General features: G+C 50.2%; 20 protein-coding genes and 7 tRNA genes. 10 read left to right on the top strand and 17 right to left on the bottom strand.

What is annotated here, in order from left to right:
• Positions 1-10: 10 nt before the first annotated feature.
• The 3 genes from P2G88_RS02380 to P2G88_RS02370 all read right to left on the bottom strand — a co-directional run bounded on the left by P2G88_RS02380 (position 11) and on the right by P2G88_RS02370 (position 4,479).
• Positions 11-1,129 carry a methyl-accepting chemotaxis protein gene (locus tag P2G88_RS02380; RefSeq protein WP_275794030.1) on the bottom strand — a complete coding sequence of 373 codons (1,119 nt, stop codon included), beginning with the start codon at positions 1,127-1,129 and terminating at the stop codon, positions 11-13.
• Between the two features lie 133 nt (positions 1,130-1,262).
• The gene (locus P2G88_RS02375; RefSeq protein WP_275794029.1) at positions 1,263-2,411 is read right to left on the bottom strand and encodes a response regulator; all 1,149 of its coding nucleotides are present in this window, start codon (positions 2,409-2,411) and stop codon (positions 1,263-1,265) included.
• A gap of 142 nt (positions 2,412-2,553) precedes the next feature.
• Entirely contained in the window at positions 2,554-4,479 is a 1,926-nt protein-coding gene (locus P2G88_RS02370) for a PAS domain-containing sensor histidine kinase (RefSeq protein WP_275794028.1), read from the bottom strand.
• 254 nt (positions 4,480-4,733) lie between these two features.
• On the opposite strand from P2G88_RS02370, the gene tcdA reads away from it, so the two are divergent.
• Complete coding sequence (tcdA, locus tag P2G88_RS02365; protein ID WP_275794027.1) at positions 4,734-5,534, top strand: tRNA cyclic N6-threonylcarbamoyladenosine(37) synthase TcdA; 801 nt, start codon at positions 4,734-4,736, stop codon at positions 5,532-5,534.
• On the opposite strand, the gene P2G88_RS02360 is transcribed toward tcdA, so the two are convergent.
• A complete protein-coding gene (locus tag P2G88_RS02360; RefSeq protein WP_275794026.1) occupies positions 5,517-5,927 on the bottom strand; it encodes a SufE family protein in 411 nt (136 codons plus the stop codon). The two genes, tcdA and P2G88_RS02360, sit on opposite strands and share 18 nt — an antisense overlap.
• A 162-nt stretch (positions 5,928-6,089) precedes the next feature.
• Between P2G88_RS02360 and P2G88_RS02355 the strand changes: the two genes are divergently transcribed.
• On the top strand, positions 6,090-7,355 hold the full coding sequence (locus P2G88_RS02355) for an MFS transporter (RefSeq protein ID WP_275794025.1): 1,266 nt from the start codon (positions 6,090-6,092) through the stop codon (positions 7,353-7,355).
• On the opposite strand, the gene P2G88_RS02350 is transcribed toward P2G88_RS02355, so the two are convergent.
• The 8 genes from P2G88_RS02350 to gltX form a co-directional block, all read right to left on the bottom strand.
• Positions 7,319-7,867: a hypothetical protein gene (locus tag P2G88_RS02350; RefSeq protein WP_275794024.1), complete on the bottom strand. Its 549-nt coding sequence runs from the start codon at positions 7,865-7,867 to the stop codon at positions 7,319-7,321. The two genes, P2G88_RS02355 and P2G88_RS02350, sit on opposite strands and share 37 nt — an antisense overlap.
• Positions 7,867-8,244, bottom strand: coding sequence for a DUF2750 domain-containing protein (locus P2G88_RS02345; protein ID WP_275794023.1), 378 nt, complete (start codon positions 8,242-8,244; stop codon positions 7,867-7,869). The genes P2G88_RS02350 and P2G88_RS02345 overlap by 1 nt, the downstream gene beginning before the upstream one ends.
• A 591-nt stretch (positions 8,245-8,835) precedes the next feature.
• A tRNA-Glu gene (locus P2G88_RS02340) sits at positions 8,836-8,911 on the bottom strand.
• 274 nt (positions 8,912-9,185) lie between these two features.
• Positions 9,186-9,261 (bottom strand) — tRNA-Glu (locus tag P2G88_RS02335).
• 152 nt (positions 9,262-9,413) lie between these two features.
• Positions 9,414-9,489, bottom strand: a tRNA-Ala gene (locus P2G88_RS02330).
• Between the two features lie 172 nt (positions 9,490-9,661).
• A tRNA-Glu gene (locus P2G88_RS02325) sits at positions 9,662-9,737 on the bottom strand.
• A 154-nt stretch (positions 9,738-9,891) separates the two neighbouring features.
• Positions 9,892-9,967, bottom strand: a tRNA-Ala gene (locus tag P2G88_RS02320).
• A 76-nt stretch (positions 9,968-10,043) separates the two neighbouring features.
• Positions 10,044-11,459, bottom strand: coding sequence for a glutamate--tRNA ligase (gene gltX, locus P2G88_RS02315; protein ID WP_275794022.1), 1,416 nt, complete (start codon positions 11,457-11,459; stop codon positions 10,044-10,046).
• Between the two features lie 253 nt (positions 11,460-11,712).
• Here gltX and P2G88_RS02310 point away from each other — a divergent pair.
• The 6 genes from P2G88_RS02310 to P2G88_RS02285 all read left to right on the top strand — a co-directional run bounded on the left by P2G88_RS02310 (position 11,713) and on the right by P2G88_RS02285 (position 16,785).
• Positions 11,713-11,788, top strand: a tRNA-Val gene (locus P2G88_RS02310).
• Positions 11,789-11,811: 23 nt separating this feature from the next.
• Positions 11,812-11,887 (top strand) — tRNA-Val (locus P2G88_RS02305).
• 850 nt (positions 11,888-12,737) lie between these two features.
• Positions 12,738-14,360 (top strand): tetratricopeptide repeat-containing response regulator, encoded by a 1,623-nt coding sequence (locus P2G88_RS02300; protein ID WP_275794021.1) that lies wholly within the window; start codon positions 12,738-12,740, stop codon positions 14,358-14,360.
• Positions 14,361-14,378: 18 nt separating this feature from the next.
• On the top strand, positions 14,379-16,178 hold the full coding sequence (locus P2G88_RS02295) for an ABC transporter ATP-binding protein/permease (protein WP_275794019.1): 1,800 nt from the start codon (positions 14,379-14,381) through the stop codon (positions 16,176-16,178).
• Positions 16,179-16,180: 2 nt separating this feature from the next.
• Positions 16,181-16,390 (top strand): DUF3820 family protein, encoded by a 210-nt coding sequence (locus tag P2G88_RS02290; RefSeq protein ID WP_275794017.1) that lies wholly within the window; start codon positions 16,181-16,183, stop codon positions 16,388-16,390.
• Positions 16,387-16,785 (top strand): hypothetical protein, encoded by a 399-nt coding sequence (locus P2G88_RS02285; RefSeq protein ID WP_275794016.1) that lies wholly within the window; start codon positions 16,387-16,389, stop codon positions 16,783-16,785. The genes P2G88_RS02290 and P2G88_RS02285 overlap by 4 nt, the downstream gene beginning before the upstream one ends.
• 11 nt (positions 16,786-16,796) lie before the next feature.
• On the opposite strand, the gene P2G88_RS02280 is transcribed toward P2G88_RS02285, so the two are convergent.
• From P2G88_RS02280 to chrA, 3 genes are read right to left on the bottom strand one after another with little or no spacing between them, the layout of a single operon-like run.
• Complete coding sequence (locus P2G88_RS02280; protein ID WP_275794015.1) at positions 16,797-18,065, bottom strand: ABC transporter permease; 1,269 nt, start codon at positions 18,063-18,065, stop codon at positions 16,797-16,799.
• The gene (locus P2G88_RS02275; protein WP_275794014.1) at positions 18,059-18,742 is read right to left on the bottom strand and encodes an ABC transporter ATP-binding protein; all 684 of its coding nucleotides are present in this window, start codon (positions 18,740-18,742) and stop codon (positions 18,059-18,061) included. Before P2G88_RS02275 ends, P2G88_RS02280 begins: the two co-directional genes overlap by 7 nt.
• A 7-nt stretch (positions 18,743-18,749) precedes the next feature.
• Positions 18,750-19,964, bottom strand: coding sequence for a chromate efflux transporter (gene chrA / locus P2G88_RS02270; protein ID WP_275794013.1), 1,215 nt, complete (start codon positions 19,962-19,964; stop codon positions 18,750-18,752).
• A gap of 141 nt (positions 19,965-20,105) precedes the next feature.
• Between chrA and P2G88_RS02265 the strand changes: the two genes are divergently transcribed.
• Positions 20,106-22,643: an EAL domain-containing protein gene (locus P2G88_RS02265; protein WP_275794011.1), complete on the top strand. Its 2,538-nt coding sequence runs from the start codon at positions 20,106-20,108 to the stop codon at positions 22,641-22,643.
• 98 nt (positions 22,644-22,741) lie between these two features.
• A complete protein-coding gene (locus tag P2G88_RS02260) occupies positions 22,742-23,239 on the top strand; it encodes a TIGR00645 family protein (RefSeq protein ID WP_275794010.1) in 498 nt (165 codons plus the stop codon).
• 68 nt (positions 23,240-23,307) lie between these two features.
• On the opposite strand, the gene rpsO is transcribed toward P2G88_RS02260, so the two are convergent.
• Positions 23,308-23,577, bottom strand: a complete 270-nt coding sequence (gene rpsO / locus P2G88_RS02255) for a 30S ribosomal protein S15 (protein ID WP_275794009.1) — start codon at positions 23,575-23,577, stop codon at positions 23,308-23,310.
• A gap of 116 nt (positions 23,578-23,693) precedes the next feature.
• Positions 23,694-24,632, bottom strand: a complete 939-nt coding sequence (gene truB, locus P2G88_RS02250; RefSeq protein ID WP_275794008.1) for a tRNA pseudouridine(55) synthase TruB — start codon at positions 24,630-24,632, stop codon at positions 23,694-23,696.
• Position 24,633: the final 1 nt, after the last annotated feature.

The following is a 24,633-nucleotide window of genomic DNA, read 5'->3' as shown; positions in this document are numbered from 1 at the left end:
TTACTCCTTGCTAAAACAGCTCCACGTCGCCTGAGGACATGGAAGAGGAGGAGACAGGATTTCTGCGGCCATCTTGCCTTCGACGGATCTGCTCTAATAGTTGATGAAACTGGTCAGCCAGGGCCTGGGGTTCGGTTTGCCCCAATTCAGCCAAATGCTTATGTACCAGTGCCAGTGTATCTTTTATAAACAGCAGATTTTGGCCGTTGATATCGCCAAACTGCATGCCCCGAATGGCTTGATGTAAGGCTTCCTCCAAGGACTTGGCAATGCTTTCAACCTCCTTGTTGGTCTTGGCATCGGCCTCGGTCTTGTTGACGATGGCAGCCAACGCTCCCTGAATTTCCTTTTTTGAATCCATTACATAGCTGATGTCCTGCGAAGCCACCTTACCCACGTCCTCGGTGAGGGTTTCAATCTGCTCGCGGATGCTACTCAGCTGCTTCTGTATGCCTTCACTGAATTGTGCCGAACGACTGGACAAGGCCCTGACTTCATCAGCCACTACCGCAAAGCCACGCCCAGCTTCACCGGCACGAGCCGCCTCAATAGCCGCATTAAGGGCCAACAGATTGGTTTGCGAAGCTATGCCGTCAATATCTTTAAGGGCCTTCATCACCACCGGCATGGCTTCGTAAATTTTGTTGACCTTCTCCAACAGATCCATGGAGGAAGCCGACATATCCACAGTGGTCTTGATAAATCTATCCAGTTGCACTCCGGTATTGACGGCAAAATCCTGCATACTGATGCTATATTCGCCACTCCCCTCTTTTGCGGTCAACGCTTTGAGACAATCGCCTTGCCGGTTCATTAGAACTTGCAATCTCTCAAAGGCCTGACCAAGCGTGGTAATGGCGTCTTCCTGCGTAGAATGGATATCCTTGATGCTTTTCTCGCAGGCCTCCAAGGCTGGTACCACCTCATGAGCCAGTGATTGCAGATGACGATTATCAGGTCCTTTCTGACGCTCAAAATCTTCTCGTGCTGAATCTTCAGCGGCAGAAGCTTGCTCGGATAGGTCCCGGCTGAACCACCAACTGGCAATCGCCACCAGCGGTACTGCTATATACCCAAGGCCAAAGTAAACCAACAAGATACCGGCGATGGTTGCGAGGAGAATTGACACTAACGCCTTATTTTTTATCAACTTATGCAAACCGTTAACCCCGGAATTTATAAAGAAATTAAACTCTAGAAGAGTGCTCGCAGTTGCGCCAAATGGAATAAGCTCAAAGATCTGCTGTCAACTTTGCCAGTATCTACTCTCGCAAACGTTTAATCAGCTTAGTCATAATCGCCTTGTATTCCCTTTCCTTTTTCATACTGTCCTCGAAAAGGGCCGATGCTTCGGCCACAGCAGTTGCAATATGGTCGGTTAACGCCTTTTCCTCATGTTCGAGCAGATTAAACTGTACCAATTCCGTGCTGATATTGGCTTCCAGTGTCAGAAAGGTTTTCTCGAAGCGCTCAGCCTGAAGAGCATTGTTTTCTTCAATCTGTTGCACCATAGCAGCAATGGCCGCTGCCACTTCGCGGTTGCTTTTTTGCTTCGCTTCATTGCTGCGCTCGATCAGGATGGACTCGATGCGCGCATCGATACCGTTAAACAACAGGCAAAGCTGATCTTTGAGCACCCCATAACGTTCTTCGTTATGAATAGGCATATCGCGAATCAACACGGTGTAATATTGATAATTGAAGAATGAAAATTGCTTCCAGCTGTAGATACGGCCTTTATCTCTGGCCTCCTGCATGGATTGGCGCTCTAGATTCACCACCCGGCCATCATCGCGGTAATACTCTTCATCACCTGCAAAAAACAAGAATGCGCCTTGTACCTGCAGGCTTTGCAGGACCGAAAAAGCCAACGCCGCAATATCTGAAAACTGCTTTACACCGTGGATAGCCTCCTGGAAACGCAGTATGTCACCCAATTCGGAAGAGGCATTCATGGCATCAAACGCCATTTTCATGGCCATATCGGCCTGCTCTTTTATATCTCTACGCTGCTGCATCAACTTGCGCAGCTGTTCGATACGAAGAGGGAGTTCCTGCATACGCAAAGGCTTGGTCAGATAATCATCAGCACCAGCGGCATAAGCTTTGAGAATATCGTCTTGCTCAATTAATCCAGAGACAAAGATGACGGGCGTATTCTCATCCAAATAGTCATCCCGCAACTGGCGACAGACTTCGTAACCATCCATGCCAGGCATTTTGACATCCAGCAACACCACATCAGGAGCTTTGGGCAGCCTGTCCTTTATCGCTTGGATCCCGTCTTCGGGAAATTGTTGATAGTGGACAACTTCGTATTGGTTGGCCTTAAGCACCTTGATAATCAACTCGGACAGAGCTTGATCGTCTTCAAAGTACAATAGCAGGTTGTTTGGGGTGGACAATTCCATAGCAAGCTTTCCTGAGCCGTCCATAAGTGTCGACTAAATTATTGTCTAAATGGATAAAAAATCTACGACAATTCAGAGATTTATTTATTTAAGCAGCAGTATTGAATTTTGACTTGGCATCGGTAGTATTTGGTCCAGCTTTTTACTGTTCATCCAATAGCGCTCTGGTTTTTTCCAATAGCTGTTTTTGACTAAAGGGTTTAGTCAGCGCCGCCGCACGCCCCAATTCGGTTTGGTCCGATTCTTGTTCCAGTCCGCTCATCAGCATCACTTTTAACTGTGGATACAGGGCCATCGCTTGTTCGCTTAACTGTTTGCCACTTACGCCCGGCATAATAATATCGGCAATCAACAGGTCGATAGGGGTGGTCATCATCTGTGCCATCGCCTGACTGGCGCTTTGTGCGCGGTATACCAGATAACCCGATGCTTGCAGCAAAGTGCTCATCATCTCCAGCATGTCCTTTTCATCGTCTACCAGCAAAATGCGTTTTCCACGGCTTTGTTGCTTGTCCATAACCTTTATGTTTATTGGCTTGGGGCTGGGAATGATTGGCTGCCTGGCGCCGACACACAGGCAAGGGAAATACAGTTCAAAAACGGTGCCTTTGCCGACCTCCGAACACACTTGGATCCCACCGTGCGAACGTTTCACAAAACCATATACCTGCGCCAGCCCAAGCCCGGTACCAAGCTCTCCTTTGGTGGTAAAAAAAGGTTCGAATATCTTTTGTTGGGTTTCTGCATCCATCCCACAGCCGTTATCCTCAACTCGCAAGGCAATATAGCGTCCTGCAGCCACTCCAATCCCCCAGGCCTGTTCTTCACTTAATTGAACCACTTTAGTGCCGATACGACAGCATCCTTGTTCTCCCATGGCCTGTTTGGCATTTAGCACCAAATTCAGTAACGCATTTTCTAGGCCACTCAATTCCAGCTTTGCCAGACAGGGCTCATCACTCAGCTCATATTCAAATTGCGTGCTTCTGGATAGCGCTTCAAGCAGCATTTCTCTCGTATTCTCTAGCACTTGATTAAAGTCCACAGTTTGTTCCGGTCGCTGCCTATTGGAGGAAAACTCCAGTAATTTTTTGGACAGACTGTTGGCCCGCTCGCAAGCCGTTAAAATACGCTCCAAACTCTCCTCGGCGCTCTTATTATCAGCTAACTCCATTTTCAAAAGCTCAGCGTAACCGCTGATAATTCCTAAAATATTGTTAAAGTCATGGGCCACACCACTGGCCAGTCGCCCCACGGCTCCCAGCCTCTGACTTAAGGCCAACTGTTTCTCATGAAGCTTTAACTGTGTTAAATCCTCACAGCTGCCCATAAACCGGCGTTTTCCTTCTTTCCCTTCGGGCAATTCAGCAATGGACAATAGGATCGGAAAGGTGTGACCATCTTTATGCAAGGCCGTGAGCTCACGGGGTTTGCCAATGATCTTGGCGACACCGGTAGTAAGGTAAGCCTCTAAGTAACCATTGTGGTCGCTGTGATGCGGCTCTGGCATAAGCGCATTGACATTCTTGCCAATGACGGCTTCGGGAGGATAACCGAAGATCTTTTCGGTACTGGGGTTACAACTTTCCACAATACCCTTCTCGTCGATGATGATGACGGCGGTGGTCATGGAGTTAAGCACTTGTTGCAGCTTAAGTCGCTCCAGCCCCAATTCCTGAATTAATCCAAGGGCCGCCTGCTCTGCCTCAACTTTGGCGCTGACATCAGTCGCTACCAGTAGCAAAAGCCACTCTTGCTCATAGGGAACCCGGCTAACCTCAATCTGTACCATTTTTTGCCGACCATGAGCGTTAACTTCCCATATGCCCAACACCTCCCGTTCGATTGGCGAATTCGGCTGCGTTAAGGATCTAATCCGGCTTTTGAAACGCTGTAACTCATCAGCTGCCATCAGATCGTCCATGCCTTCCTTTTGCAGCACCTGTTTATCGGCGCCCAATAATTCGGCCGCAGCGAGATTAACGTCCAGGATAGTTTGTTGCTGTGGATCGACCAGCCACATAGGCACTGGGCTGTACTCGAATAAGGGGAAAAACTTAGTCAGCATAAAGGGCTAATTCCATAGCATACTGCAACAAAATCCATACGCTCCGATCCCCTTGGCATAATTACACGGACAACACCGTGAAATGACCTTATTAACCTTTTGAAAAGAGTAAATTTTCTTAGGCGTCCCTGGAGATGAAGTACAGCACATATGCTGACTTTTGCCAGTGAGACAAGATAATACACGGGGGAGCTTGCTGCCTCGTTATCAGGCCTATGCTATAGTGCGCGACTTTCAAAATAAGCACTAACCCTATGACCGATTCCCAACAACGATTTGGCGGCACCAGACGCCTATATGGTGAAATGCCCGCAAGATTTTTGCAGCAAGCCAGGTTCTGCGTAGTCGGTATCGGCGGGGTTGGCACATGGGTAGCAGAAGCCTTAGCCCGTACCGCCATTGGTCATATCACCCTGATTGATATGGACGATATCTGTGTCACCAACACCAACAGGCAAATTCATGCCCTGCAAAGTACCGTGGGGATGAGTAAAGTAGAGGTGATGGCCGAGCGCATACGCCAAATTAATCCGGATTGCCAGGTGCTTGCGGTGGAAGATTTTGCCGCCAAGGATAATCTGAGTAGCCTTCTGAGCGATTTCGATTATGTGATTGATGCCACCGACTCAGTGCAGGCCAAAGCGGCCATGGTGGCTCATTGCAAAAGGCGAAAGATCCCGATTTTGGTGGTCGGTGGTGCCGGCGGACAAACTGACCCAACGCAGGTTCAGGTGGCAGATCTCAGCAAAACCACGCAAGATCCACTGGCCGCCAAGGTACGTTCTATTCTTCGCCGCGAATATGGTTTTACCACCAACCCCAAGCGTCGCTTCGCCGTGGATTGTGTATTTTCCACTGAACAGCTGAAGTACCCGCAAGCAGACGGCACTGTCTGCGAAACTAAGAACCTGCCAGATGGCAGTGTAAAACTGGATTGTAACGCTGGTTTTGGTGCCAGTGTGGCAGTCACAGGAACTTTTGGCTTTGTGGCGGCCGCCCGGGCCATCGACAAATATTTAGAGCGCTGCGCCCGGCGCTTAAGCGCAAGTGAGTGATTTTTTGATGGCGGTCATCACCGCTTTTAAGCCATTTCCGCGCGACGGACTAAGGTGCCTGGCCAGACCTAACTGCTCCAGATAGTCCTCCATATCAAAACCGCATACCAGGGCAACTGGCTGTCCTTGTAAGGGCTCGAACATCACTGTCAACAAACCGCGTATTACCTTACTGGGTGAAAATGCCCTAAGCGTGACCCTATCATGACTGATGGTGACATCAAGCCACACCTGGCTTTCACAGCCTGCGAGTAACTTATCTTCGGTTCTTTCACTATCCGCTAATACTGCCAAAGAGAGGCTCGCCAGCATCAACTCCCTCATCACAGCATCCCAACCTTTGGCCTGTTGCAGAGCGGCTTTCAGTGGAAGGTTTTCTGGCTCAGTTTGCATTATTCTGATTCTCGGATGACTGGTATTTATGGCGGATTTTGCATTGGCCTTGCTGCCCTAGCAAGGCTCGGCAACATCACCCGGCTTTATATAAAGCTTTCACTTTATTTATTTGGCGAAGCGATATCAAAACATTACCATAGCCTTAATCAAGAGAAACGAATGCCGATTGCCATGACCAAATCCAGAGCTTACTTAATCCTTTTTAGCCTGATGCTGGTAAACCTGCTTGGTACCTCTGGTCTGGCTCTGCCCTTTCCCATTCTGGCCCCGCTTTTTCTCGGTGAATCCGGTTCAGCGCTTGCTGAATTTGGTGGTTGGCCAAAAGAGTTATTACTGGCTCTGGTGCTAGCCATTTATCCTCTTGGCATGTTGTTAGGCGGCTCTTTTATCGGCGCACTTTCGGATTTGCATGGTCGCAAACCGGTATTACTGATAAGTCTCGCCCTTAGCGTATTAGGATACCTGTTAAGTGGCTGGGCCATTGCCATCGAACACTATCCGCTGTTCCTGCTGGCCCGCTTTGCCACCGGTATTTGTGAAGGCAATATTGCCATCTCCCGCGCTATTGCCGCAGATTTGCACCCTGTTATAGACAAAACCCGCGCTTTCTCCTGGCTCTATGCCATGATGTACGGCGGATGGCTGTTGGGCCCCCTGGCAGGCGGTTATCTGATGCTAATAAGCGCTCAGACGGCCTTTTATGCTGCAGCTATTGCGCTTATGCTCACCGTGTTGTTGGTATGGATAGCCATAGAGGAGTCTCACGCCCAGGCCAGCGGCTACAACAAAGGGCTGCTGAAGGCCATTTCCGAGCACAACTCCTTTACCTTGCTCAAGCTTCCAGCCATTAAACCGCTATTTTTAGCCTATCTGCTGCTGACATTGGGTCTTAATGGCTTTTATGAGTTTTTTGCCCCGTACCTGGTAGTAGATCACGATTACGACAGTATTGGCATCGGCCATATGACCGCGGTGCAAACCCTGGCAATGGTATTGGTGAGCGCACTGGTGGTAGAGAGACTGGCAAAACGCTTTTCCAGCCTGAGCATCATTTCTGTGGCTTTGTTGGGACTCGCAGTATCCCTGCTACTGGCGCCATGGTTGTCGCCTGATGTTATCCCCAGCTACTTTTTTATTACCGGCGCGCTGATTGCCACATACAACGGTTTGTTGCCGGTTTACGTCAGTGATCGTTTTTCAGAATTAGGACAAGGAAAACTGATGGGCTTGTTAACCAGCACATTCTTCCTGGCCAATGTGCTCATCGCTTTGATCGGTGGCGCTGTCGCACTTTTTGGCCCGAGTTGGAGCATTTTTATCAGCGGTTTGATGGTGCTGTCTGGGCGGTTTCTGCTATTGCGCTATTTCAAACAAAGTTCTAAAGCGGCTCATGCGCCCCAGCCTGCCACCCTGTCTTCAGACTGAACCTGCAGTAATGAGATAATCAGTGTGCTGAGACGCTCTATTTTTTCATTGGTGAGTTGGCGATAGTCAAAAAAGGGACAAACCACTATCGCCTTTTGCTCGCATAAAGCAAATTCATGATCCAGCCAACGCAAATTAAGCGATAAGGCTTTGTCGAGCACTCTGGCATGCTGACGACCTGCGATGATTTTAATCTGGCCGCTTTGCAATTTATTGGCATCAAAGTACAAGGCCGTTGCAGAGCCCGGCTGCAATAACAATTTTGTCTTGTAGTCCTGCCAGTTAGGTTGATTTTGCCTCAAGTCCACACCTTTGGCAGCCAGGGAAAACACCAGTTTTGCGTAGATACTGAAGAGCTTTCGCCAACCATTACCGCATTGCTGGATAATACTCTCCAGCTCACCTGGCTGCGCACAGTGCAATCCACTTTTATTGGGCAGGGGCCACACCGGCGGAGGATTAGCTACATACACATTTAAGGTTGCATTGCTGCAACCAAGTCCCATCGGCATTACTTAGCCTGTTCCTCTGCAATGGCTTCTATTAGCTCCCGAATATGCGCGACCACGCCTTCCTCTTCATTGGCCAGAGGAAACAGCATGATCATCACCTCATCCTCCTGCCAAAGGGGAAACCAACGCTTCTGCAACTCATCCAAACTAACGGTTTTGGGTTTAGCTTCAGGGTACTGCTGCGCCGCCCAAGCCGTGGCAGATTCGGTATCGGGGAACAACGGCGTGCAGGCATCGCCTTGGGCACTTAACATTACCCAGCCCATCGGCCCCTCCAACGCCCAGCATTTCCCCTCTCTAAGAAGGAGCTCGAAAAGGTACTCAGCCCTGTCTTCCGGAGTTTTGGCTTGTAATTGTTCGGGGCTTAGATTGGACATGGGATCTTCCTGGGATTGTTATTAGGGGTATTGTGCCTGATGGGATTGGGGTTGGGGAAGTTTCTGTTTTGAATGCCCGCTCTTTCGTTTGCAATATGGAGCGGCCTTTTGCAGGGGATTATGAAATACATCCTTGTATTTCACCCTTCGGGTCGTCGCTAAGGCGACGTTCTGACAAATTGTTCAGGAAACAATTTGAACAGCTAAAAGCTGGCCGTTTACGGCGAATCTCAGGGATGAGATGAGTAAATGCTCCTGGCATTTTTGTCGAACCCGAAGGGCTATTCGGGCTCTCCATGCCCTCACCCTGCCGGGCCGCACTCTCGTGCGTTCCAATTCGCTCCAGGCGAATTGGTCTAACCCCATCAAGGAAACCGATAAATAAAAAGGCCCCGCTCTTTCGTTTGAAGTAGGGAACGGCCTTTTAGAGGGGATTGCAAAGTACTTCCTGTACTTTGCCGCTTCGCGGCCAGCTAAAAGCTGTCCCACAACGCTCCAGGCGTTGTGGTCGAACCCTGGGGGTTCTCACCCCATCAAGGAAAACAATAAATAAAAAGGCCCCGCTCTTTCGAGCGGGGCCTTTTTATTTATTGGCGTCCCCTAGGGGATTCGAACCCCTGTTACCGCCGTGAAAGGGCGGTGTCCTAGGCCTCTAGACGAAGGGGACAGAAAATCTTCTTTGCGAAGCACTGCTTCGCAGATTTTCTGTAAGGCGAACGTAGCCATGCGAAGTGAGCGGCATTATTCGTCTTACAGTTTCTGCCGTTACCCACTAGGCTGGGTAACTATTGTCAAAGGAATTACGAAATACTTCCTGTATTTCGCCCTTTGGGCCGTCGTGACCGACGTTCAAAAATGCTCCAGGCATTTTTGTCGAACCCGGGGATTCTTTCCCCGTTGGTGACGCCTGTTAACAATAGCGTGACCTTAAGTCCTAAATATGGCGTCCCCTAGGGGATTCGAACCCCTGTTACCGCCGTGAAAGGGCGGTGTCCTAGGCCTCTAGACGAAGGGGACAGAATTTTGCTTATCGAAGCACTGCTTCGATAAAATTCTGTGAGACGAGGTGAGCCGGCGAACCGAGCGACCTTGTCCTCCCAGAATCTTTTTTCTGTCGCTACCCACTAGGCTGGGTAACTGGTCAGTGCTTATCGCACTGACGTAAAATTTGGTGGAGCTAGGCGGGATCGAACCGCCGACCTCTTGCATGCCATGCAAGCGCTCTCCCAGCTGAGCTATAGCCCCAAATTTTGCCGTTATGACGCGACACCCCAGGGAATTATGAAATGCATTGCATTTCACCTCCTGACCATCATCAAGCACTATGCGCTTTCTGACGTTCAAAATGCCTTTGGCATTTTGTCGAACCGCAGGGCTTCTCACCCTAGGATTTCAGTACGGCGTACACTTCGAAAATTGGCGTCCCCTAGGGGATTCGAACCCCTGTTACCGCCGTGAAAGGGCGGTGTCCTAGGCCTCTAGACGAAGGGGACAGAATTCCTGCTTATCGAAACACTGTTTCGATACAATTCTGTGAGGCGAGGTGAGCCGGCGAACCGAGCGACCTTGTCCTCCCAGAATCTTTTTTTCTGTCGCTACCCACTAGGCTGGGTAACTGGTCAACACTTATCGCACTGACGTAAAATTTGGTGGAGCTAGGCGGGATCGAACCGCCGACCTCTTGCATGCCATGCAAGCGCTCTCCCAGCTGAGCTATAGCCCCGACTTTCTTAAAAGTGCCGTTCCGTTACAGCGGGGCGCATTCTAGGCACGCCCCCTATTTCTGTCAACGGTTTTTTTTAGGCCTCAGCTCTGTTTGCTATATATTTAAGCGCCTTGTCTATTCGACGCTCAACTTGCTGCTTGTTAAGCAAATTTAAGGTGATGTCCAAGGAGGGAGAATTACCACTGCCGGTAATAGCAACACGAAGCGGCATCCCTACTTTGCCCATGCCAACGCCTAGTTCTTCAGCCGCGGCATTGATCGCTTGGTGCAGGTTTCCCACGTTCCATTCTTGCACTGCCAGAAGCTTTTCTTTCGCTTTCTCAAGCGCTTCGGCGGCTACCGGACGCAGATGCTTTTTGGCAGCATCTTCATTGAACTCTTCATATTCTTCGTAGAAATAGCGACTGACCTCGGCCAGCTCCTTCAAGGTTTTCACCCTGTCCGCCTGAATAGCAATGACCGCTTCAAGGGCCGGCCCCTGGCTAACATCTATGCCTTGCTGCTCAAAGTGCCACTTGGCATGGGCCGCCACCTCAGTTCCAGGTAAAGTCTTAATGTAATGTTGGTTTAACCAAATCAGCTTATCGGTGTTAAACGCCGAGGCAGACTGACCGATAGCATCCAGACTAAACAACGAAATCATTTCTTCACGACTGAAGATTTCCTGGTCTCCATGGGACCAACCCAAACGCACCAGATAGTTAAGTAGCGCCTGTGGCAGGAAACCGTCGTCACGGTATTGCATTACAGAAACGGCGCCGTGACGTTTAGATAACTTCTTACCGTCATCGCCCAGGATCATCGACACATGGGCATATTCCGGCAATGGTGCATTCAGGGCTTTGAGGATATTGATTTGGCGCGGTGTATTGTTGATATGGTCTTCACCACGTACCACATGGGTAATGCCCATATCCCAGTCATCCACCACCACACAGAAGTTGTACGTCGGCGTGTTGTCGCTGCGCAGAATAATCAGGTCGTCCAGTTCGGCGTTGGCAATTTCAATACGTCCACGGATATGGTCATTGATAATCACTGAGCCGTCTTCAGGATTTTTAAAACGCACCACAAAAGACTGACCGGCATGGGCTTTCTCATCCACGCCATGACGGCACTTACCGTCATACTTGGGCTTTAAGCCTTTAGCCATTTGATCTTCACGCAGAGCTTCCAAACGCTCTCTGGAGCAATAGCATTTATAGGCTTTACCTTGCTCGACCAACTGACCAATGATTTCACGGTAACGATCGAAACGTTTGGTTTGGTAGTAAGGGCCATCATCCCAATCCAGTCCCAGCCAGTTCATGCCCTCTAAAATGGCGTCGATGGCTGCCTGGGTGGAACGTTCTACATCTGTGTCCTCAATTCGCAGTACAAATTTGCCGCCTTGCTTTTTGGCATATAACCAGGAATAAAGTGCGGTACGGGCGCCGCCTACGTGCAAATAGCCCGTGGGGCTGGGGGCGAATCGGGTCACAGTGCTCATTCATAGGGTCCTATTGAAAAAAGTGGCGGCATTTTAGCAGCCAAAGCCCCACTTGCCCATGCTCGCTATGTGCGGATCGTGGATAATGCCTTAGAGTTCGCCTGGAAAAACCACAATATGCAGATATTTTCACCCTATTGGTGATTATTCACCCACTTGAACAGACATTTTGAAAATACTGTTGACAGGGTTCGAAGCCTCCCTATAATACGCCTCCACTTACCGGGGCAAACGCGGTAAGGCGAAAGGATACGGATGGTTAGCTCAGCTGGGAGAGCACCGCCCTTACAAGGCGGGGGTCACTGGTTCGAACCCAGTACCATCCACCACTCCTTCTGCACTTCTCTCTCGTGGATGGTTAGCTCAGCTGGGAGAGCACCGCCCTTACAAGGCGGGGGTCACTGGTTCGAACCCAGTACCATCCACCATTTCTCTTTATTTCCTTTATAAAATAATGCGGTGCAAGCACCTCCCGTTGTCTTTACTCACACGGGCATCACTGCTTCGAACCCAGTACCATCCACCATTTCTCTTTTTTCCTTTATAAAATCATGCGGTGCAAGCACCTCCCGTTGTCTTTACTCACACGGGGGTCACTGGTTCGAACCCAGTACCATCCACCATTTCTCTTTTTTCCTTTATAAAATAATGCGGTGCAAGCACCTCCCGTTCTCATTACTCACACGGGGGTCACTGGTTCGAACCCAGTACCATCCACCATTTCTCTTTATTTCCTTTATAAAATAATGCGGTGCAGGCACCTCCCGTTCTCGTTACTCACACGGGCATCACTGCTTCGAACCCAGTACCATCCACCATTTCTCTTTATTTCCTTTATAAAATAATGCGGTGCAGGCACCTCCCGTTCTCGTTACTCACACGGGCATCATTGGTTCGAACCCAGTACCATCCACCATTTCTCTTTTTTCCTTTATAAAATAATGCGGTGCAAGCACCTCCCGTTGTCTTTACTCACACGGGCATCACTGCTTCGAACCCAGTACCATCCACCATTTCTCTTTTTTCCTTTATAAAATTATGCGGTGCAAGCACCTCCCGTTCTCTATACTCAAACCGGTACCACCGCTTCGGGCCCAGCGTTTTCTCCTTTAAGACATTCTTCAGTACCTACACCACACATGTAATTTCTCCTGAAAACTCGCTCTTCTTAGCATCAGCCACTTCATACTTTACTGGTCACTTGTAACGATTTACCTATTCACACTAAGGTCTATTCGGCCTAAAGTAGTGCTCTAGGAGTCTAAAAAGGTCGGTCCGATGGATGAGAAACTGGCAAAAGCCTGCAAAGTGCTGATTGTGGATGATCAGGTGCTGGCACAGGGCTATATGAAGTATTCCCTGGAAGAGCTTGGGTTTCGCGATGTCAGTTATGTGGACAGGGCAGCTTTTGCCCTGAAGAAAATTGAAGAAACACACTTCGATCTTATTGTTTGCTCCTACAACCTTAAAAAAGATCAAGACGGCTTTTATCTTTATGACCAGTTGAAAAGCAGTCATGCCCTGCCCCTTTCCACTGCCTTCATTTTTATCAGTGCCGATACCACCTCTGAACTGGTACACAGCATTATTGAACTGCAGCCGGATGACTTCCTGGCCAAACCTTTCAGCGTGCGCGAGTTGGATAAGCGACTAACCCGGGTATTAACCCGTAAGGCCGCCCTGCGTCCTATCTATAAGTTAATGGAGAAAGAAGACTATTTTGCTGCCTTGGAAGAAGTGGAGAATTTTCTGACCACCCCCAGTAATGCAGAGTTTTTTCCTTTGGCCTTAAAAACCAAAGGCGAACTGCTGACTGCCTGCGGGCAAATAAAGGAAGCCAAAAGCTTTTATGAAGCCATTATTAATGTGCAACCTTTTAGCTGGGCACAACTGGGCTTGGTCAATGCGCTGATAAAGTTGAACGAAGATGAAGAAGCCGAGCGGCTGATCCTAAGACTGGCGTTTAAGCCTGACTCACAGCTAATGGCTTATGATTTGCTATACGCCTTAAACGTTAAACAGGAAGATTTCGAAGCCGCTCTGGAAGCGGTATTGATGGCCGCAGAGATCTCCCCTCGCAATTTGCGCCGCCATCGCAACGCCATCGATCTTTCCCGGCTTACCCACGATTATCAGACCCAGTTTGAAGCGGCCAAGCGTATTGTTAAATACGCCAAGCATTCCATCCATGACAAGCCGCAAAATTACATCAATGTGGCCCGCGCTGGTATTGACTATGCGATGACCTCAGATGATTCGGAAACCGCAGGACTGGTAAAACAGGCCAACGAATATATCCGCCAATTCCACAGTACATTTCCCAAAGCCGAATTGGATGAACAGATAAAAGTAGTGAGTGCACGTTTGCTCTACCTGCAGGATGAAAAAGAAAAAGCGCAGGCGTTGATTGAGCAACTCAGCGGCGATACCCTGGAAACCGATGACTTTGAAGATTTACTGGATAAGTCCAAGCTGTTTCATGCACTGGGACTGCATGAGCGTTGCCAGCGTGTATTGGACGAAATAGAGCACCGCTGCACCCATGATCCTCGCCATGGCGAGATATTCCTGCGCTATATCCAGCAGGAGAAGCGGGAAATGGCGGTGATCAAACAGACCCCCAAAGATCTCAACAACTCTGCCGTGGACCTCTATCAGAAGGGTGCCGTGGATGAAGCACTGAAGATCTTCAGGCAGGCCTACACCGTGATGCCGAAAAACCCGTCCATTGCCCTTAACTTGTTGCAGGCGCTGGCCATGAAAGTACGTGAGCAGGGTATGGTCGACGGCACCAGGCAAATTGTTGAGCGCTGTATCCGCACCATTGAAAATGGCCACCTGAGCGACGAACAGGAAGAACGCTACAACAAGGTCAAAAACTTCCTGCAAGAAGTCCATTAATCAACCTTCCGAGAATGTATGCGTCGTAACCGATTTCCCGTCGAGCAAGACCAAGACGTCAATTGGCGTATTTTCCTGCAGCTTTTACCCTATCTGAGTGAATTCCGTGTGCGTGTGATGCTGGCGCTGCTGTGTCTGGTGGGAGCAAAGCTGGCCAGTGTCGGCATGCCCTTTGCGCTGAAACATGTGGTAGATGATCTGGATCTGGCCGATACCACCACGGCTATGGTCGCCGTGCCCGTGGCGCTGATCATTGCCTATGGCCTGCTGCGACTTTTCAATGTGATTTTCGGTGAAATTCGTGATGCCTTGTTTGGCCGGGTGACCGAGCGCGCGATGCGCCGTTTGGGCCTGAAGGTATTTGAACATTTGCATCGCCTGGATCTGGCCTTTCATCTGGATCGCCAAACCGGTGGTCTGTCGCGGGATATTGAACGGGGCACCAGCGGCATCAGCTTTTTGATGCGCTTTATGATCTTTAATATCGTCCCTACCCTGCTGGAAATCGCCATGGTGGTGGGGATCCTGCTTTATCAATATGGCGTGGGCTTTGCCACTATTATTCTGTCATCCGTTATCACCTACGTATGGTTCTCTGTCAAAGCCACCAATTGGCGTACCCGGTTTGTGCGCGAGGTCAACCAAGCTGACTCCACCACTAATACCCGCGCCATCGACAGCCTGCTTAACTATGAGACGGTGAAGTATTTTAATAACGAGGCCTTTGAAGCCAAACGTTACGATGAGGATCTGGCCACCTGGGAAGAGGCCCGGCGCAAAAATCGATTATCACTTTTTGCCCTGAACGGTGGGCAGGCACTTGTGATTGCCTGTGCCATGACAGCCATGATGTGGCTGGCGGCCAACAATGTGGCCGAAGGTCGTATGACCTTGGGGGATTTTGTGCTGATCAACGCCTTTACTATGCAGATCTTTATGCCGCTTAACTTTCTGGGTTTTGTATACCGGGAAATCCGCGGCTCGTTGGCCAATATCGAGAATCTCTTTAAGCTGTTAAAACAGCAGCCCAAGATTGAAGATGCTGCCGATGCGCCACAGCTTAAAGTGAGCCAAGGCCGTATCGAGTTTCAAGATGTGAGTTTTGACTATCGCGCCGACCGACCGATTTTGCAGGATGTCAGTTTTAGCATTGAGCCTGGCCAAAAAGTGGCCGTAGTAGGTGAATCGGGCGCCGGTAAATCCACCCTGGTGAAGCTCCTGTTTCGTTTTTATGATGTAAGCCAAGGTAAGATCCTGATCGATGGCCAGGATATTCGCAATGTCGACCAGCACAGCTTACGCAAAGCCATAGGTATCGTGCCTCAGGATACCGTGCTGTTTAACGACAGTATTCTGGAAAATGTGCATTACGCTCGCCCTTCAGCCACTGAAGAAGAGGTAAAAGAGGCGATTCGCTTGGCGCATCTGGAGCATTTTGTTCAGTCATTGCCAGATGGCTACAACACAAAAGTGGGCGAGCGAGGCCTTAAGCTATCCGGCGGTGAAAAGCAGCGGGTGGCCATTGCCCGCGCCATTCTCAAGCGACCGCCCATTATGGTGTTCGATGAAGCCACCTCTTCACTGGATAGTCAATCCGAAGGCAGTATCCTGCGTGCCCTGCGCGAGATAGCCAAAGGCCATAGCAGCCTGGTGATCGCCCATCGCCTCTCCACCGTACAAGATGCCGACAAAATATTAGTGATGCGCCAGGGCCGTATTGTTGAACAGGGCGATCACCGTTCATTACTTACCGCCCGTGGTGTTTATGCGGGGCTTTGGCAAAGCCAGCAACAGCAGCGTGATGAAGAGCCGTCCTGAGTATGCAAACACAAGAATTGATGGAGGCCATCAATCAAACCATGCCCTTTGGTAAATATGCCGGCCGCAAATTACTCGAACTGCCTGAGCCGTATCTGGTGTGGTTCAACAAGCAAGGCTTTCCTGATGGCAAACTAGGCAGACAGTTAGCGCTGATATATGAAGTAAAACTCAATGGCCTGGAGGCCATGTTACGCCCTTTACTAAGATGATACGCAGACACAACAAAGACCAGGCTTTTTCGCAGCGCCGAGGCGGTATCAAAGACGAAAATATCGATCGTCAGATCCTGGTGCTACACAGCGCCATACTGGAGAAGCTGATTGCGCAGCCACAGTTATTGTCACAGGTAATGGATACCTTAGAGCGCCGCAGGGAAATGGGAAAAATGCGCCATGGCGCCTACCTGACGTGGTTCTGTGCATTGGAATACCTGCAGGACAAACCCGAACTCACCAAGGCCGCCCTGCTGGAAGACAGCCCGAGAATGCGCAAACTCAGGCGCCAGACCCCACTTGTGGGTATCTTAAATGAAGAAGAACGGCAGGCGGCACTATTAGCAGAGGCGTGCGGCCATACCAGCATTGATGTGCTGACAGGCCGTTAATACAAAGCTCATCACGTTCTGACGCTAAGTCCCCTGGATAAGGCACTGCGATAGGACAGTATCGCCGGAACCAACGCCAATAAAGCAGCAAGACCGACAATCAGTCCCAAATACGCCAGAGTTGAGCCGGATAATGGCAGGCCTCCCACAAACAAGCCGAAACGACCGGCAATCCAATGTTGTAATCCGGTGAGCAGGCCGGCCAGACTAAGATAACCGAGCAGCGCCCCGGCCAAAGCAATCAAAATGGCCTCCAACTCAATCAGCAGCAATACAAAATTGGCATGGGCGCCGATAGCACGCAGCACCGCAATTTCCCGCTCTCTTTCTTTCATTGAGGCCAGCAGCATGGTGGTCATGCCAAGCAGACTGGCAATCAGCACCAATAGTGCAATTAATGCCAATGCCCGCTCCGCCATCCCCATCATCTGCCATAGCTCAGAAAGCGCCACGCCAGGTAGAATCGCCAGTAAGGGTTCGTCGGCAAATTGATTAACCTTGCGCTGAAAGGTCAGCACCCCAAGGCGGGATTTCAGTCCCACCAATAACGCCGTCACCGATTCTGGTGTTAGCGCGTCATGTGCCTTATGTTCATGAATTGTACTTTCATGGTCGTGATCTTCTTCGGCATGATTTGCATGCCCCCCCGAGCTATGCACCAGTTCAATCGAGCCCAAGCTGACATGCAGGGTTTGATCAACCGGTGTGCCGGTCGCCGCTAAGATACCGCTCACGATAAAAGGATAGCGATCATGATGGGTGAAGCTAACACTGCCGCTGCCGTGAGACAGCACAATGCTATCACCAATCGAATAACCCAATTTGCTCGCCACCTCAGCGCCCAGCACCACTTGCTGTTCACCGTCAAAACGGTGGCCTTGGGCAAATTCGAGGGGTTGCTTGGCCCCGTATTTAAAATGGGTGAAGTAATCGGCGGTGGTGCCCATCACCCGATACCCTTTGTGGGAGTCCCCCAAAGAGATAGGCACCGACCAGGCCACTTCCTTTGACTGACTGAGGGTTTGCACGCTTTGCCAGGAAATATTGTTGGTCGCATTGCCAATTCGAAATACCGAATACAGCAATAAATTGGTTGGCCCGGTTCGGGCCCCCACAATCAAATCCACCCCAGAGACAGTGCGACCAAAGCTGCTTCGAAGTTCATTTTTCAGATGATCCACACCCAGCATAATGAAAACGGAGACAGCAATGGAGATAACCGTCAATAACACCGTCAGACGCCGATTCCACAAGCTGGCAGTAGCGATGCGCATTAGCATGGCTGCGCCTCCTGGGCTTTACCCAAAGCACGCAAGTCCTGGTGAATATCAAAGTACTCGGCCAACGAGCGATCGTGGCTCACAAATATAACTGTAGATTGGGTTTCTTTAACGCAGCTGAGTAACAACTGCATAAATTGATCGCGTAACTCAGTGTCCAGTGCAGAGGTAGGCTCATCGGCAATAATCAATTCCGGGCGATTCAACAAGGCCCTCGCCAAAGCTACCCGCTGTTGCTGACCCACGCTTAAATCGCTGGCTTTACGTGCCAGTAGTTCTTCAGTGAGTCCTAGGCGCTCCAATATATGACGCAGCCAAGAGGGATCGTCGTTGCTTTCCGGACTGAAATAGTGGGCCAGTGCAATATTGTCCCTTACGCTTAGATAAGGCAGTAAATTAAACTGCTGAAAGACCATGCCCAAGTGTCTGGCTCGAAAGCGATCCCTGGCCCCGGCTTTCATTCGGCTAAGATCTTGCTCCAGAATGCAGATTTGTCCCTGCCAGGGACTGAGAATACCGCTTAACAGGTTTAATAAGGTCGACTTACCACTGCCGGAGGGTCCGTACAAAAACACACGCTGGCCCTTGCTCACAGTCCAATCGGGAATATCAAGAATGGGGGATTTCTCCCAACCAAAGGTTACACCTTGCATCGAAATTACGGGTTGTTGTTGCATCGTCTTCTCATTGTCCGAAAGCTAAGGGTATCACCCCGGTTATCAGTACCACCCAAACGACAGGCACTTTCTTGGACAGCAAAGCCAGGAAAGCGGCCAAAGCCAACAGAACATCCGACCAGCCCAAGATGCCGTGCAGCCAAAGTGGATCATAAAGCGCTGCGCCAAGCAGTCCAACCACCGCCGCATTGACGCCAGCCAGGATGCCATTCAACCCCTTATGATGTTGCAAGCGTTGCCAAAGAGGCATGGCAACGATGACCAGCAGCAACCCAGGCAAAAATATTGCCAGTAGCGCACATAAACCGCCCAGTAACGCCCCCAAAAACCCGCCGGGTAGGACTGATGACATTGCACCAAGGTAAGCGGCAAAGGAAAACAAGGGCCCAGGCAGCGCCTGTGCCGCACCATAACCGGTCATAAAACTTTGCTCACTTAGTCGCGCGCTTTGAACAAACTCACTCTCTAGTAAAGGTAATACCACATGACCACCGCCAAAGACCAAGGCACCGCTTCGATACAAATCGGCTAGTTGTGCGACCAATGGCCACGTAGCCCCAAGGGGAGCAAGACTGAATAACAGCAAAGCGGCAAATAAGGCGGCAGCGACTTTAGCTGTACCAGGTGGAACAGGGTTAACGCCGGATTGACCGACCCGAGCAGTTGAGGCAGCGGGCTTTAACCACAAGCCACCCAAAACGGCGCCTATTAAAATGACAGCGATTTGTGCGTACAGACCGGCCAGGTTGAGCATCAGTAAAGCAGACAGCAAGGCTATCCCGCGCTTGGGCCAGGTTTCACATAGCTTTTGCCCCATCTGCCAAACGGCCAATGTCACCACGGCCACCGCCGCGACCACTAAACCATGCAATCCGTTCTCTGCAAATGCGTCGATGGAGAGCGATAACCAAGCAAAGATTAACATCAGTAGCGCCGATGGCAGGGTAAATCCCAACCAGGCAGCCAGACCACCTGACAACCCGCCTTTTTCAAGACCGATGGCAAAGCCCAACTGGCTACTGGCCGGCCCTGGCATAAACTGACACAGGGCTAATAACTCGGCAAAGCGCTGGTCATCCAACCAGCGCCTTTCAATCACTAGTGCCTGGTGAAAATATCCGATATGGGCAACCGGTCCGCCGAAGCTGGTGAGCCCGAGACGAAGAAATATCCCAAATATGGATAAAAAAGATTGGAGAGAGCCGTCCATTAAGAAAAACACGAGCAAAACCTGGGCTCTATAATGCCTCAAAGGTAGCGTGGTACCAATTACCAACGGTAAACATTGAACTTGTGTTGGATCAAAAAGCTTATTTGATCTTTTTACTACACTAGCGCTCACCATAGTTGCAGTATCACTATCATGTCAGCAGTACCGACCTTTTCCATACCCAATAACTATCAAGAGCCCAAGGTAGCAGAGCTGGCCAGTCGAAATCTGGTCACCTGTCCACCGGATATGCCATTGCAGCAAGTGGCGGCGCTAATGCGAAGCCATCACGTAAGCTGCATTCTGATCAAACAGGGACATGACATTTTAGGGATTTGGTCAGAAGGCGATGCTAAAAAAATCGATTATCGCGATACCCATAGCTTTGAGCGTCCAATCAAAGACTTTATGACGCCATCGGTCATCCATATAGATCAGGATATGGGATTAAACGATGCCGCCGGACTGATGCTGCAAAAGCGCATCCGCCGCTTGTTAGTGGTAGATAAGCAAAAACGGCCTCTGGGGATCCTGACCCAGACCGATATTCTGCGCCAGCAGCGCATCGAGTTTTACTTAAAGCTTCGTGATGTGGGCTCCAGCATCAACAAACGCCCACTGTTTCTAAGCGCAACCTTACCCCTGGCCGACGGTGTCAGGGCCATGCAGGTGCATCAGGTGGATGCCGCGATTATTGAGTTTACCGGCAAGCCACCCGGCATCATTACCGAACGTGATTTGGTTACCGTGATAGCCAAAGAGCAAGGTGAAGTAAATCTGGGCGACGTTGCTGTACACCCCTTGGTCACAGTGCATAAGGATTGCAGCTTGCTGCAGGCAGTGGATTTGCTCAAAGAAATCAAATTCCGTCATCTGGCGGTATGCGATGATCAGGAGCGACTGATTGGCTTGCTCTCTTTCAGCGATATTCTCTCCAATGTTGAACACCTTTATGTTGAGCAATTAAAGCAAGCACTGGAAGCCCGGGATGCCGCCCTGCGCACCTCTACCGATTACCTGCGCCTGGCGCAGAAAGTCATTGATGCGTCATTGCATGGCATTATGATCACCGATGTGCATGGCGTGATTGAATCGGTCAATCCCAGCTTCACCCTGCTTACCGGCTACGCCCCCGAAGAAGCCATTGGCCGGCGCACCGATTTGCTTAAATCCGGATTGCACGATAAGTCCTTTTACCAGAGCCTGTGGCAAACCCTGCTTAGCCAGGGACATTGGCAGGGAGAGATCTGGAACAAACGCAAAGATGGTCAGATTTATCCTCAGTGGCTGTCAATCACGGCCATTCGCGGCGAAAATGGCGAAATCAGCCAGTTTGCCGGTATCTTCAGCGATATCAGCGAGCGCAAGCAGCATGAGAAACAAATCCACCAACTGGCCTATATCGACGAACTGACCGGTCTGGCCAACCGCCGCATGTTTATGGACCGCTTGCAGTTAGCCATCGCCAATGCCCATCGACATCATCATAAAATGGCGGTGATGTTTTTGGATTTAGATCTGTTCAAACGTATCAACGACACGCTCGGGCATCAGGCCGGCGATCAAGCCCTGTCTGAAGTGGCCAGGCGCTTGAAACAAACCGTACGTGAAGGGGAATCGGTGGCCCGTATCGGCGGCGATGAATTCACTATTCTGATCCCGGAAATCGAACAGGTAGAACAATTGGATACCCTGGCCAGACGCCTGGTGGCCCAGTTTGAAGATCCAATTCGCCTAAAAGATCAGGACTTTTTCCTGACCACCAGTATTGGCATCAGCTTGTATCCTAAGGATGGCCAATGCGCTGAACAACTGATTAAGCATGCCGATTTGGCCATGTATGAAGCCAAAGGCGGTGGCCGTAATCAGTATTGCTTTTATCAGTCCCACACCGGTCAGCAAACGGCCGATGAACTGAAAATGGAGCAAGGTTTAAGACTAGCCCTGCAGCAAAGACGCCTGCAGGTTCACTACCAACCCAAAGTTTCCCTTTGTGACAACGCACTAGTCGGACTGGAAGCCCTGGTGCGCTGGCATGACAGCGAATTAGGGCAGGTATCCCCGGCAGAATTTATTCCTCTGGCGGAAAAACTGGGACTGATCGGTATTCTTGGCGATCAGGTACTAAGTCAGGTGTGCAAGGACATGCAACAGGGCAAGTTATCTGATGTGCCGGTGTCAGTAAATGTCTCCAGTGTACAACTCACCGCACCGGATTTTTGTCAGCGTTTATGCGCTACCTTGGATCATTACGCCATCCCCCCAGAGAGGATAGAGTTGGAGATAACTGAAAGCTGTCTAATCCCCGAAGAGGCCGACAGCACCCTGCGTTTGCTAACCAAACTGCGCAATATCGGTCTGCGCCTGTCTATCGATGATTTTGGCACCGGCTATTCATCCCTTGCCTATCTGCGCCGCTTGCCTCTGGATACCCTGAAAATTGATCGCTGCTTTATCAAAGAACTGCCTGATAACGGTGAGGACGGCCAGATAGCCCAAGCAATTCTTGCCATGGCCAAAGCGCTGAACCTGCAAGTGGTGGCGGAAGGGGTGGAAAATGAGGCCCAATGCCAATTCCTGCGTCAGGCTGGCTGCACAATAGGCCAGGGGTATTTGTACGCCAAACCCTTATCCATTGAAGCCCTCAGCCAGTGGTTAAAAGACAAGACGACCTGCCAGGGCTGTTACTAGGATTATTTTGCCGTTAGCTGTTAGCGGCAAAGATTGCAAATTGCGCCTGACGCCCGATAATTGGCCCTTTAGTTTTGCTGTAAGGGCCAATCTGCATTATGGAACGCATTATCGAAAATATGATTTACGCCTCAAGATGGATAATGGCGCCCATCTACTTTGGCTTAAGCTTTGCCATGCTTGCGCTTGGCATCAAATTCTTTCAGGAAGTCTTTCATCTGGTACCCACCATCCTGAGCATGAAAGAAGCGGATTTGGTATTGGTGATCCTTTCCCTGATCGATCTGGCCTTAGTCGGAGGCTTAATCATTATGGTGATGTTCTCAGGCTATGAGAACTTCGTATCGCGATTAGATATTGACGGCGGCGGAGACAAGCTGGATTGGTTAGGCAAGTTAGATGCTGGCTCGTTAAAAAATAAGGTAGCAGCCTCGATTGTGGCCATATCATCAATTCACCTGCTAAAGGTGTTTATGAATGTGGAAAAAATCGATAACAGCAAAATGCTTTGGTACGTCATTATCCATATGACCTTTGTGGCATCGGCCTTTGCCATGGGCTACTTAGACAATGTGACCCGCAAGAAGGGGCACTGATAAATCGCTATTACGCAGACACAAAAAAGGCACCTCAAGGTGCCTTTTTGATTTGGTGTGTGGCGCTATTAGCGACGCAGACCAAGACGCTGGATCAGCGCAACGTAACGATCGTTGCTCTTACCTTTCAGGTAGTCCAGCATGCTACGACGCTGGCTAACCATACGCAGCAGACCACGACGTGAGTGGTGATCTTTCTTGTGGTCAGCGAAGTGGCCTTGCAGCTTGTTGATATTGGCAGTCAACAGGGCTACTTGTACTTCTGGTGAACCGGTGTCGCCTTCTTTCACACCGAAATCAGCGATGATTTTTGCGGTTTCTTCTTTCGTTAGTGACATACATTTCTCCTAAATAAAGACCAGCCGATCACTAATTCAGCGGGTCGAAAGAGGCGGTATTATAGCGGCGCAAAAAATAAGTGCAAGCGACTAGTATTCAGCCTACCGGGGTAAGACTATCTGGCACCCACGACCAGGCGCTTTGGCGCCAAGCGGCTCTCGCTGTCCAATTCCGCAACACCTAAAAAAGTGCCAGTATCAACGGCATAGGCACGAACCTGTCCTGGCGCTTGGCAACATGCTGTTTGCACCGGATTCCCGTTACTGAAATAGGAAAGCTTCTCAACCGGCACCTGGCAGCTGGGTAAACTGGCCACCGCCGTATCCATGGGTAGCAGAAGGGCATCCAACGCAGACCAATCTATCTCCTCACCACTTTTGTGCTGTTCAGCAAAAGCTTGCAGCGCCTCGATGGTCATCATCCGCTCGACGGGATAATCTGCCACCGCAGTGCGATCCAAACGACTTACATAGGCACCACAACCGAGCATCTGACCTAAGTCGTCCACCAATGAACGGATATAGGTGCCCTTACTGCAATGCACCTCCATAGCCACTTCATCGCCGGCAAAGCGCGACATACGAATACTGAAGATTTCGATATCCCTGGCTTCACGGGGCACATCTATTCCCTGACGGGCATAATGATAAAGGGGTTTGCCTTGATACTTAAGCGCCGAGAACATGGACGGCACTTGTTTGCTCTGGCCTTTGAAGCTGTCTATTGCATTTAGCAATTGCGCCTCTGTCACCGCGACAGGGCGACTTTCCACCACCTCGCCATCGGCATCTGAGGTGGTGGTGCGAATGCCTAGCTTCGCCGTTACGCTGTATTTTTTGTCGGCATCCAACAGAAACTGCGAAAACTTAGTAGCTTCCCCCAGGCAAATAGGCAACATGCCGGTAGCCAGGGGATCCAACGCACCAGTATGGCCGCCCTTACTGGCATTAAACAGGCGTCTAACCTGCTGCAGCGCATGGTTAGAAGAGACTCCCAGGCCTTTATTTAATAAAAAAATGCCGTCAATCTGACGGCCTTTGCGAGACTTAGCCACC

This window comes from Aliiglaciecola sp. CAU 1673 (genome assembly GCF_029223185.1).
Taxonomy (GTDB): domain Bacteria; phylum Pseudomonadota; class Gammaproteobacteria; order Enterobacterales; family Alteromonadaceae; genus Bowmanella.
Note: the sequence above shows the minus strand (reverse complement) of the source record. Positions and strands in the feature narration are given on the sequence as shown.